General features: G+C 40.0%; 9 protein-coding genes. All 9 read left to right on the top strand.

Annotation, left to right across the window (positions count from 1 at the left end; translation table 11 throughout):
• Window positions 1-653 (top strand): LPXTG cell wall anchor domain-containing protein (locus ABP870_RS04120; RefSeq protein ID WP_350014217.1); only part of this gene is annotated, 653 nt, incomplete at its 5' end.
• A gap of 778 nt (window positions 654-1431) precedes the next feature.
• Window positions 1432-2652, top strand: coding sequence for an accessory Sec system protein translocase subunit SecY2 (gene secY2, locus ABP870_RS04125; protein WP_350014218.1), 1221 nt, complete (start codon window positions 1432-1434; stop codon window positions 2650-2652).
• An 11-nt stretch (window positions 2653-2663) separates the two neighbouring features.
• Window positions 2664-4217: an accessory Sec system protein Asp1 gene (gene asp1 / locus ABP870_RS04130; RefSeq protein WP_350014219.1), complete on the top strand. Its 1554-nt coding sequence runs from the start codon at window positions 2664-2666 to the stop codon at window positions 4215-4217.
• On the top strand, window positions 4210-5787 hold the full coding sequence (asp2, locus tag ABP870_RS04135; protein WP_350014220.1) for an accessory Sec system protein Asp2: 1578 nt from the start codon (window positions 4210-4212) through the stop codon (window positions 5785-5787). The genes asp1 and asp2 overlap by 8 nt, the downstream gene beginning before the upstream one ends.
• Complete coding sequence (gene asp3 / locus ABP870_RS04140; RefSeq protein ID WP_350014221.1) at window positions 5784-6749, top strand: accessory Sec system protein Asp3; 966 nt, start codon at window positions 5784-5786, stop codon at window positions 6747-6749. Before asp2 ends, asp3 begins: the two co-directional genes overlap by 4 nt.
• A 9-nt stretch (window positions 6750-6758) precedes the next feature.
• Entirely contained in the window at window positions 6759-9137 is a 2379-nt protein-coding gene (gene secA2 / locus ABP870_RS04145; RefSeq protein ID WP_350014222.1) for an accessory Sec system translocase SecA2, read from the top strand.
• Window positions 9138-9150: 13 nt separating this feature from the next.
• Window positions 9151-10656: an accessory Sec system glycosyltransferase GtfA gene (gtfA, locus tag ABP870_RS04150; protein WP_350014223.1), complete on the top strand. Its 1506-nt coding sequence runs from the start codon at window positions 9151-9153 to the stop codon at window positions 10654-10656.
• Window positions 10653-11975 carry an accessory Sec system glycosylation chaperone GtfB gene (gtfB, locus tag ABP870_RS04155; protein ID WP_350014224.1) on the top strand — a complete coding sequence of 441 codons (1323 nt, stop codon included), beginning with the start codon at window positions 10653-10655 and terminating at the stop codon, window positions 11973-11975. The genes gtfA and gtfB overlap by 4 nt, the downstream gene beginning before the upstream one ends.
• Window positions 11976-11981: 6 nt before the next feature.
• Complete coding sequence (locus tag ABP870_RS04160) at window positions 11982-12161, top strand: hypothetical protein (RefSeq protein WP_350014225.1); 180 nt, start codon at window positions 11982-11984, stop codon at window positions 12159-12161.
• The last annotated feature ends 218 nt before the right edge of the window (window positions 12162-12379 follow it).

Below are 12379 nucleotides of genomic sequence, written 5' to 3' on the forward strand. Positions count from 1 at the left end.
ATCGAGTAGACGCAGTACATCCATTAGAAGTCCCAGAAGTAGATACAGACGGAGACGGAAAAACAGATGCAGCAGAAGCTAAAGCCTTGCAAGATGCGCAAGACGCAGTAGCAAAAGCAGAAGAAGCAGCTCAAGCCGGTAAAGCTAAAAAAGCGGAAGCCGAAAAAGATGGTGTTGTGAATCCAGCCGAGAAAGCAGAAGTCGATGACTTAAACAAAGATACAACGGCTAAGAAAGCCACAGCAACAGATCTAGTCAACGAGCTACCAGGAGGTGCTGCTAAAGAGGGTCTTAAAGCCCGCCTTGACCAAGTGATGACTGCAGAAGTTACCGTCAACGATGCTAATAGCAACGGTAAGGCTGATAGTAAAGAAATCGAGAAACCTGAATTGGATCCAAAAGTTGATGATTCAGAAAACGGCAACTCCGCTAAGACAGGTCACAAAGTTGTCCCAATGGTAACAAAACCCGCCAAACGGACGATGTCACCTCAATCAGTTAAGACATCAGTACCATCTCAAACGAAGAGTGACGAGAGTCTTCCAAGAACAGGCGAAAGAAATAACCCATTAGCTACCATGTATGGTGGTTTGACCATTGCCTTAGCCGCCTTGTTTGCGTCTAAAAAACGTAAAAAAGATCGTGAAGAGTGATGACTGACTATGTTACAAATTAGGCTTTGACAAAGTTACTGAATCAAAATGAAAAATGATGGATAGGTTCCGTCGAAGCTGAAAAAGCACCTCAAAGTTAGGTATTTCTCGATATACTCCCCATATAGTAGACAGTGAAAAAACAAAAATTCACTAGACACTATAAGGGGAGTTTTCAAATGTCCAAAAGAAGTTGAAAATCAGTTGAAGAGAAAGTCGATATTGTCCATACTCATTCAGAATCAAAAATAGCGGAGATCTAGTCTCTATGTGCAATCAATTTTAGTTGGAAAGGAATGAGTTGTTTTATCATAACATTACGATGTCGCTATTTCTGATTTTTATTAGGTGTCAGTTATTATAGTCAAATGAATTAGCTTTCAGACAAGGAATTGAGATGCAGACAGTACTCGCGTAAGGCAAGTCGAAAGTGACGAAGTATCAAAGTTAATTCAAAAGACTATATTGAATCACGAGCAGTCCATCACATAGCTTAGTGACCGATATAGTATCCATAAAGATACGATCAACACTTGGAAGTGTTAGCATTTAGAAAAAATTATGTATAATTAAACCACTAACGACAGAAAATTTAATAGTTCTTTCAAAAAAGTTATGAAATTATTAAAAAAATTGCACTTATCAAAAATTAGGATAGGTGCAATTTTTCATGCGTTTGGCGTGACTACTCCAGCAAGCTTAATTGCAAGGTAGGTCAATAAATGATATACTTTCAAGTAAACTAAAGTAAGCTTTTGAGAGATGGAGATAGAGTGTTTTGACACGATTTTTAATACAACATCATTTTACAAGGAAAGTTCTGGTGACTTATTGCTTTCTCTTGATTTTTCTGGTTGGGAGAAATGTCCCTATTCCAAACGTTGCCCTTGATACCTACTTGTTTTCACAGGAGTCTTCACTAGGATTTGGAGCAGCTGTTACGGGTGGTAATTTATCCCAAATTAGCCTATTTTCACTTGGTTTGGGACCATGGATGTATGCCATGATTTTAAGCCGTGTTTTTAATTTAGGAAAGAAAAATGACCAATCGGTTTCCAAAAAAGTACAGGATCGTAGGCACAATATTATCATGCTAGTGATTGCGATCATTCAGGCACTTGGCATAGCGATTAGTTTGGATTATCAAGTGAATACGATACCAAAGTTAGAGTTAGTATTTATGACGAGTCTCATATTGATTGCTGGTGCTTTTGTCTTGGTTTGGATCGGAAATCGTATTTCGGAAAAAGGTATTGGTGGACCATCTATCTTGGTTATGGTTAATATCTTGCTCTCACAGGAAAGTCTGATGAAAGAAGGGATTACTTTTATAGAAAACCGAGAATTCCTTCTAATAGCTGGTCTTGTTCTCTGGAGCTTATTGGCGGTATTTTTGATGGTGCTGTTTGAAAAAGCAGAATATCGTATTCCAGTTAAACGTGTTGGCATTAACAATAGCCTGTCAGAGGATACTTACATGCCAATAAAAGTCAATACGGCTGGAGGAATGCCTGTAATGTATGGTTTTTCATTGTTAATGTTACCCCAATATTTGATTTTACTTTTAACCTATCTGTATCCTGATAACCCAGCTTGGAAAAAAGCCACCTCTTTCTTTGCCATTACAAGTGCATCAGGTGTTTTACTCTACATGTTGATTATCTTTGTCCTAACCTTAAGTTTTGCTTATATGAATTTCGATACTGTAAAAACAGCTGAAAACATGCGGAAGTCTGGAGATTACATCGCATCGTTAAGACCGGGTTCTGCTACAAAAACGTATCTATCAAAAATAGTTGGGCGTCTAGGGATATTTAGTGGCTGTGTGATGGCTATTGTGGCGAGTCTTCCTTTGATTTATGCTTTAAGTGATCCTAGTTTTCAGCGGATGGCTATGTTGACTGGGATCGCTATGATGATTGCAGGGATTTTGCTTAACCTGATAGACGAAGTCAAAATCAGTCGACTTAGCAAGCAGTATCAAACACTATTTGAGTAAAGGAAGGCTATATGTATTATTTTATCCCAGCTTGGTATGATTCTGTCCGCCCTTTCTACGACACAACACAGCCTTGGTATCGTAAAAAACAAGGGCTTTCCTTTAATGATACGATCAATCATCTTCGGATGTTTAAAGCGACAGAAGCAGAAACACAGCTCACTATTTTTAATTATGCCCCAAATCTAAGGTATTTTCTGCATGAGTATGATCTTTATGAAACGCCTTACTGGTCTTTGTTTGATTATCTTCAAGATATTGAGGATGTTGCGACAAGGGGATTGAATTTTAGAGATTTCGATTGGCCTAAGGGAACGTCATTTGTCTATACCCCATTCATGGTCTTGGCTTATGTCAATCAAAGCTTAATAGCTAAAGTGGAGTTTGGTAATGATGGACAGCTTATTTGGATTGATTATTATGAAGAATCCATTCTAGAGAAGCGTTATGTTTTTGATGACCGAGGCTTTCTTTCTAGTATTTTATGCTTTCAAGATGGGCAAGCTTATTATCAAGATTACTTAAACCAAAGAGGTGACATCCAATTTCGTGAATACTTGACAGCAGAGGATAGGCATGTCCAAATCATGGTTTATGATGAGCAACGTTTTTGGCAAGAACAGTATGGCTCGATGGCTGAATTGGTGGCAGAAGTGGCTTACAGATACTTTTTAGATCACGATCAGGTGGGCGATGTTCTTCTTGTCGCCTTGTCAGAACATCATAACCAAATAGTAGAGGCCTGCCGTGGTGTGAAAGATCTGGTTGTGTCCTTTTTCCAAGAGCGTTACCCAATTGAACTCATGTCTACTGACTTTATCAATCAGAGTGATCTGATTTTAGTGGATCAAGCATCAACAGAATCACTATTGAAAGAACGTGTTCATCCTAAGGTGCTTCATCTTAGTCTCTTTGACACAAGGCTGTCGCTTGGTAAAAGCCAACGGCTACGTGAGTTAATTGTTTATTTCCAAGTTGATGGGATGACACGTGATGACTTGACTCAGAGTTTGGAGTATATTTTTGAGTTGATGTCTGTTAATGACGATGTCATCTTAGCTATTGTGTCTTATGAACAAGACCTGTCGAAAAAAGCTGAACTCATGGCCTATGTTGAACAATTGCTGGGTAGTCGTGAAGAGGATTACCTAAAGTTGATGGCAGAAGTGGATGAAAGTTATGAGATTGATGATGAGGAGGATGAGGATCCTGCCCGCGTTCAACTTCATTTCTTAGTAACGGAACTTGATATTATTGACGTTTTAGACTCAGCACGATTGATTTTGGATATGAGCGAGACCCCAGATCTTTATACGCAGATTGCGGGGATCAGTGCAGGTATTCCACAAGTTAATCGCGTGGAGACAGAGTTTGTGGAACATCAAAAAAATGGTTACCATATCACTAGTATTGCTGAGATTCCAAAAGCGTTAGCTTACTTTTTAGAGGGTCTTAGTCATTGGAATCAATCCTTAGTCCATTCGGTTCAAAAAATTGGTGAGTACACAAGTGGTAATTTGGCTCAAAAAGTAATGGAAAGTGTGGTGGATATTAACAATGACTGATGATAAGATAACTATTTTACAGGTTTCCTATGACAATTGGCAGGATAGTTATCAGATACCAGAAAGGCTAGAGTGGGTTCACCTTAAACCAGACGAGATTGAAGACTTCATCGCTACTGAATTAGCAAAAAAAGAGGAAAACAAACGGTTACAAAAGGAAAATCTTGAAACGCATCCATTGATTCGTTTTCAAGCCGTTTTATATACTGATAGCACGATCGGTGACGACTTCTTAGCCTTAGAGAAATGGATTGAGCCGCACACACTTTACTATCCAAGTGAGCTTAACATTCCTGAATCATTAACTTCTTTGTTTCGTTATAAATTAGCTAGACCATTAGACATGACTGATAAAGTCGCTCTTTTTGATAAGTTGTCAAAAGGCTTGTTTAGTAAACAATATGGCGCTAAGATGGGGATTAAAGAGTTGATGATGTCAAAAACGCTCCTCAAACCCATCAGTTTTGAAGGCAATCGATATACCGTTTTGGATGATGATTTTGGCGATGACTTTGAGCAGGTTGCCTATTATCGCTATAATATTCCCTTTGAATCGGGAAAATATCTGGATTTATGGCAGGAGATAATCCATGATTCGACTGTTGATTTACAACTGAGAGTACAGTTGATTCCTTCGGGCTCTATCTCAGAAATAGCAGAAAATTGGTGTTTTGAAGGCGATCTATTGAAGGAACCTCTGACCTTAGAGGCTTCTGTGGATGGGAACTTATTTGTATCGATTTTTGCCAAAGGTGAAGGAACTTTAAAACTAGGTCCACTCCATTATCGGTTTGCCAGAAAAGGCCTAGGAGAGTATATCCCAGGAGGTGAGCGATTTTCTGACGCAAATGGCCAAGAGTTTATGACCTACTTTAATCCTGGTGACTTGAAGCCTCCTCTTAATGTTTATTTTTCAGGGTATCGTACAGCTGAAGGATTTGAAGGTTTTTACATGATGAAACGCTTTGGAGCCCCCTTTCTTCTGATTTGCGATCCCAGAAATGAAGGAGGGGCCTTCTACCTAGGAAGCGAGAGCTATGAAAATGGCCTTGTTTCAAAAATAAAAGAGACCTTGGATTTCCTTGGATTTACCTCTAAAGACTTAGTCTTGTCTGGTTTGTCAATGGGAACTTTTGGTGCTTTATATTATGGCTCTGAGCTTTCCCCGCATGCTATTGTGGTTGGAAAACCTTTGGTCAACTTGGGAAATATGGCCTACAAAGAACGGTTGAGTCGACCGAATGGTTTCGGTACGTCTTTAGATTTGTTACAAGCTATGTCAGGTGCTCAGGATAACAAAGCAATCGAAGGCCTAAACAATCGTTTTTGGGACAAATTTTTAAAAGCAGACTTTAGTCAGACCCAGCTTGCTCTTGCCTATATGAAAGACGATGACTATGACGATAAGGCCTTCGATGATATTATCGAACACTCACGTGATAAAAAACTAAAAATATATGGTAAAGGCTGGATTGGTCGACATAATGATAATAGTACGGCAGTTGTTGGCTGGTTTGTGTCACAGTATCATAAGATATTGAATCGTGATTTTGATAGGGAGTTGAAATGATATATACAATCACTTGGGATTACGACGCAGGTCGTAGCTACCTTTACGGTTCTGAATTACTATTTCAAGGAACAAGCGTTAGCTTTAAAAATCATTTAATGCCTTCGGGACAGGTGATTAATTGCTGGAAATCGCGAACGAACTTTCAGGCCAATCGTATAGAACCAAGTTTGCCCCTGTTAAGGCAAGGACAAACCTACTTTTTATCGGCAAAGATAGACTGTCAACCAGAGCAGACTTACATGTTGCAAATCACCTTTTACGATCGCTTTGATCGTTCTTTGGGGACCATCACCTTAAAAAATGGTAAGTCCTCCTTTGTCTATCCTGAGGGTGCCTATGCCTATGATATCAGTCTGATCAACGCTGGATGTTCTTCCATGGTGTTTGACTTTATGTTGTTATCCGATGAGCCAATCCCATCGGAGCAACTAACCTTTGTCAAAGATGATATCTTTTATAAAGATGGTAACAAACCCTTATCAGTCATTTTTGTAGAGAATCCAACACACCCCATCACTTCAAATGACCTGTCCATTATGGAGCAAATAGGTAATGTTTATCTTGTTTCAGATGCAAGGGATGCAAAAGATTTTTATTTAGAAGAGGATTTTGTCAAGCGATTGACAGATACCCTTTATGGGCTGCAGTACGACCGCTTGCGGTTGATTGGCTATGGTCCAAAGGGGAATCTTGCGGTGCTTCAGATGATGGAGCGTATGGATGATTGTGAGGCTTTTATCACTTCTGATTTAGGGGATAAAGAAACCTATATTGAGCATTTTCAAAAAGACGGTCGTAAGCTCGCCTCCCCCATTGAAGAATTATTTGAGAGATACCGTTACTCCACCTCACTAATCATATATGACAGAGTATCAGAGAGTGGAAGCCATGATTTAGGGATTGTTAAAAATAGATATAACCAAATGGACAGGCTGGCTAGTTTGCCATTTATAACATAAAAAGAGAGTATGAGTAATATCAAAGATTATTTCACCTTAGATTTTTATCGCTTGAAGAGGATTCAAAAGCTGGTTGATGAGATTAATGGACTAGCAGATGAGATGGGCTCGCTATCGGATAGTGAGTTGAAGCATAAGACAGTAGAATTTCGAAAACGCCTGAAAAAGGGTGAAAGTTTGGACAGTTTGCTACCTGAAGCCTATGCAGTAGTGCGTGAAGCGGACAAGAGAGTTCTTGGGAAATTCCCTTACGATGTGCAAGTCATGGGGGCGATTGTTCTTCATCAAGGAAATCTTGCCGAAATGAAAACAGGAGAAGGCAAGACCTTGACGGCCACCATGCCTCTCTACTTGAATGGTTTGACAGGGGACGGTGCCATCTTGGTCACTACAAATGCCTACCTGGCATGTCGAGATGCTGAAGAAATGCGTCCTGTCTATACTTTCCTTGGGTTAACGGTTGGTATTGGTGTTCGTGAAGACGAGAAAAAAATAGAAATTCCTGAGAAAAAGAGAATCTATGCCTCAGACATTATCTATACCACTAATTCGGTATTAGGGTTTGATTATCTTATCGATAATCTAGCTCCTAATAAATCCAAAAAATACATGCGTGAGTTAAACTATGTTATCGTTGACGAGGCAGACTCGGTCTTACTTGACTCCGCACAGACCCCCCTCGTTATCTCAGGGGCACCGAGGGTTCAGTCTAACCTTTATGACATTAGTAATCAGTTTGTGTCAACTTTAGTTGAAGGTGACGATTACTATGTAAATCTAGAGCAAAAAGAGGTCTGGTTAAAACAAGAAGGCATGGATGCTGCCGAAAGTTTCTTCGCTCTGCATGATATTTATGACGTCACACACTTTGAGTTAGTTCGCCATGTCAATCTTGCTCTAAAGGCCCACACCTTATTTACCTTAGGAAAAGAATATGTCGTGGAAAATGGCAAGGTCCAGTTGCTCGATCAAACCAACGGCCGTATCCTTGAGTCCACCAAACTCCAGGGAGGACAACATCAAGCTATTGAGGCTAAAGAAATGGTTAAACTATCACCTGAAATGCGTGCGATGGCGTCAATCACCTATCAAAATCTCTTTCTTCTTTTTCGAAAGATCGCCGGCATGACCGGAACTGGTAAACCAGCGGAAGAAGAATTCATCGAGATTTACAACATGGAAGTCATCCGCATACCGACCAATAAGCCTGTTCAGCGAAAAGATTTACCAGATAAAATCTTCACCACCTTACCCGAGAAGGTTAATGCCTGCGTACAGGAAATCAAACGGATCCATCGGACAGGACAACCGATTCTGGTCGTGTCAGGATCAGTTCGAATGTCAGAACTCTTTTCTGAGATATTGTTGATGGAAGGGATTCCTCATAGCTTACTTAATGCCTATAACGCTGCGAAGGAAGCGCAGATGATTGCTGAAGCAGGAAGACTTCATGCGGTTACCGTTGCCACCAATATGGCAGGACGTGGTACGGACATTAAATTAGCAGAAGGTGTTCGAGAATTAGGGGGCTTAGCGGTTATTGGAACAGAGCGCATGCTTAATGAGCGTATGGATTTGCAGATGCGTGGGCGTTCGGGTAGACAAGGCGATCCAGGTTTCAGCGAGTTTTATGTCTCTCTTGAAGATGAATTACTAACGCAGTATGGGGCTTCTTGGATTGAACAGTACTTCAAGAAACATCGAGATAGCATTGATGAGTATCGTCCTAAAGAATTACGGCAAAGGCGTTTTAAAGCAGCCATTACCAAGGCTCAAGCAGCTAGTGAGAGTTCAGGGAAAGAGTCTAGGACAACGATTGTTCAGTACGATGAAAGTGTTAAAATTCAACGTAATTTTATCTATCAAGAACGTAATCGTGTGTTAAACGGTAGCAGCGAAGGCTTTGATGTTCAACAAATCATCGAAGACGCTCTGACAGACTTCATTGATAGTCAGGATGAGTTAACGCCTTTTATGGTTGAACGCTATATTTTCGATCACCTCTCTTATGAGTTTACAGACTTTCCCGATGATTTTGACGCGACAGATAAAGAAGCGGTCAAAGCCTACTTATGGGAACTGATCACAAAAGAGCAAGAACGAAAAGAAAGTCTCATTACCAAAGATTTTGAGACCTTCCGTCAGACAGCAGTTTTAAAAGCTATTGATGAATCATGGATTGAAGAAGTGGACTACTTGCAGCAACTACGCATCGTTGTTCAAGGACGGCAATCAGCACAACGTAATCCAGTCTATGAGTATCATAGCGAAGCGATCCAATCCTACCAACGCATGAAAAAGGATATTAGAAACTTAGCCTTGCAGTACCTAATGCTAAGTGACGTTTCTTATAACAAGAAAAACAAATTGGAGATTCATTTCGTCTAAAAAGGGAGAAAAAATGACAGTCTATAATATTAATCTAGGGATTGGCTGGGCCAGCTCAGGTGTCGAATACGCTCAAGCCTATCGCTCAACGGTCTTTAATCAGTTAGGCATTGATGCAAAATTTATTTTCATGGATTTTATCTCACAGGATAATATTTGTGATTTGACCCGCAACATTGGCTTTAAAGACGAGCAAGTCATCTGGTTATACACACACTTTACTGATCAAAAAATAGCACCGACTACCTACACTTTAGCTGATCTTAAAGCTGATTTTCACGGAAATCTCGAGCGGATTGAAAAAAATCAAAAGGTCGTCAAGTATTTTTATCCAGATCAGGATGTCTTTTTGACAGCTTATTTGAAAAATGAAAACGAAGATATCGTCCATCGGGTAGAGTATGTGTCTCGAGGCAGCTTGATCCGAAAGGACTTTTTCAGCTATACTCGAAGCTTTACCGAGTATTACACACCACGTGATGGTAGGGCTTATCTCTACCAGCGTCGTTTCTTTAATGAAGATGGATCGGTTGCCTTTGAGGAAATCATCGATGGTGACCATGTGGTCTATCGTCATCAGGACTTTATCTGTTATTCCAAAGAAGAACTGGTCGCTGAGTTTATGAAGAGCCTATCACTTAGCGATAAAGACTTTGTCATTCTTGATCGTTCAACTGGAACAGGACAAGCCGTCTTTAAATACGTTAAACCTGCTCGTTTAGCCGTTGTCGTCCATGCGGAGCATTTCAGTGAAAATGCAGTGACCAATGACACTATTTTATGGAATAATTACTACGAATACCAGTTTACCAATGCTGATAAGGTCGATGTTTTTATCACAGCTACGGATGCTCAGAAGCGCCTACTTGGTGAGCAGTTTAGACAATTCACCAAACATGATCCAAAGATTGTGACGATTCCGGTTGGTAGTTTAGACCAACTTCGCTACCCTGACAAAGAGCGAAAAGCTTATAGCATGTTAACTGCCTCACGTCTAGCTACCGAAAAACACGTGGATTGGCTGGTTAAAGCCGTCATTGAAGCGAAAAAAGTCCTTCCTGAATTAACCTTTGATATCTATGGTGCCGGTGGTCAGGACGCTAAGCTTCGTCAAATCATTGAAGAAAACAAGGCACAAAATTATATTCAACTAAAAGGTCACCAAGACATGACAGCTATTTATAAAAACTATCAAGTCTACTTATCAGGGTCTAAAAGTGAGGGCTTTGGCTTGACCTTGCTTGAGGCGGTAGGGTCTGGTTTGCCGCTCATTGGCTTTGATGTTCGCTATGGAAATAAAACCTTTATAAAAAATGGAGAAAATGGCTACCTCATTCCAAGATCTGAAACTGATGATGAAGCTTGGATTGTGAGTGAGTTTGTGGATAAGATTGTGAACCTCTTTAAATCGGGTATGCTCGAAACGGCTCATGAGGTTTCATATGACTTGGCCAAAGATTATCTCACAACTGAAGTGGAAGAAAAATGGCGAGTACTGATTGAGGAGGCAAGACGATGATTAATCTATTTGAAACTTACGACCAAAATAGCTGGGATTTGCACTATTCCCTCATTGTATCAGGTTATAACAACCCAACGATTGCCATTACAGATGATGGCTTTCTACCAGAGGATGTGACCTCGCCTTTCTTGTATTTCACAGGATTCTCTGAAGGTAGTGGACGCCCACTTTACTTCAACGAAGTTCCGGTTCCAGACTATTGGGAGATAGCTGGCAATAACACGCAAGGTGAGATCTTAGATTACGAGAAAAAACGGGCTATCATTAACTATGCCAACCCCAAACACCTTCGTCAGGTGAAATCGGTGGATTGGTTGGATGAACAGGGGCGTCATCGTTTAACAGATCGTTACAATAAATACGGCAGTCGTTTTGCCCAAACCAACTATAATATCGATGGGCAAGCGACACTAACCTCTTATTTCAACCAAAAAGGGCAGGAAGTCCTAACTGAAAACCATAACACTGGCGATATCATTTTGAACTTTAAAGGGCAAGTTTATATCTTTAAGAACCGTTCAGAGTTTGTCATTTTCTATTTAAAAACAGCCCAGTTTAATCTAGATCGTATTTTCTACAACTCCTTGGCAACTCCTTTTCTAGTAGCTTATCGTCTCAATGAACCTGGCGATGATGTCCTGTTCTGGCAGGAAAGCCTAGCTGATCAACTTCCGGGGAATATGACAGTTGCCTTGCGTGGCGATTACGCGCGTCAAACGACAGTGATTGCTCAAAATTATGCAGCTTATGAAAAAATGCAAGACCTCATGACGAAGGAACAAAAAGAGAAAACCCATTTCCTAGGCTTTCTTTATCCATTTAGAAGGCAAAACAACCATCGTAAGGAGGCTCTAATCTTAACAAACTCTGATCAGTTGGAGAATGCTGAGCAACTCATTCGTCAGCAACAAACGCTTCACTTCCATATTGGAGCCATTACGGAAATGTCAAGTAAGCTGATGGACTTAGGACGCTATCCAAATGTTAGCCTATACCCTAACATCTCACAAGGTAATGTGACGAAGTTGTTTGAACAGTGTGATATTTACCTTGATATTAACCATGGCAACGAAATCCTCTCTGCCATCCGAACGGCTTTTGAAAACCGTATGGCGATCTTGGCTTTCGATAATACTTGTCATAATAACCATTATATTGCTCAAGAAAATACTTTTTCCGCCGATGATCCTGACAAGATGAATGCTAGATTAGAGAAAATCACAACTCAAGAACCAGCAATGGCAGCAGTATTAAGACTTCAGCATGAGGGGGCAAATGTTGAAAGCAAATCCAATTATCAAACATTTATTGGGTAGGTAGAGATGACAAAAAAAAATCCATTGCAAGAAAGTATCTCCAAACGATTATCTGAAGAACGTTATCAGCCACCGAAAGAGGATAAAGCCCCTAAAAAATTTGACTTTCAGCTCATCATCATCCTGACCATCTTGGGGGGGTTGATTGCTAGTATCGTTTCCTTAATTCAATACTTTTTTAATTAAAAAGCAAGAATTTTTTATTCATTAGAATCAGGGATAATATAAAACAAAACCATGACAGATAGGAATTATCCGTCATGGTTTTGTGATTTCTGAGACAAAAGAGAGATGAAATTGTTAAAAATAGGTTTTTTAGATAAAAAAAGGGCAATACTTGTAGTAAAATTGTCAGATTTTTGTTATAGTATTGCTTAGGGAATTCTGACATTTTTAAGAGGAGA

The sequence above is a fragment of the Streptococcus jiangjianxini genome, assembly GCF_040225085.1.
GTDB lineage: Bacteria > Bacillota > Bacilli > Lactobacillales > Streptococcaceae > Streptococcus > Streptococcus jiangjianxini.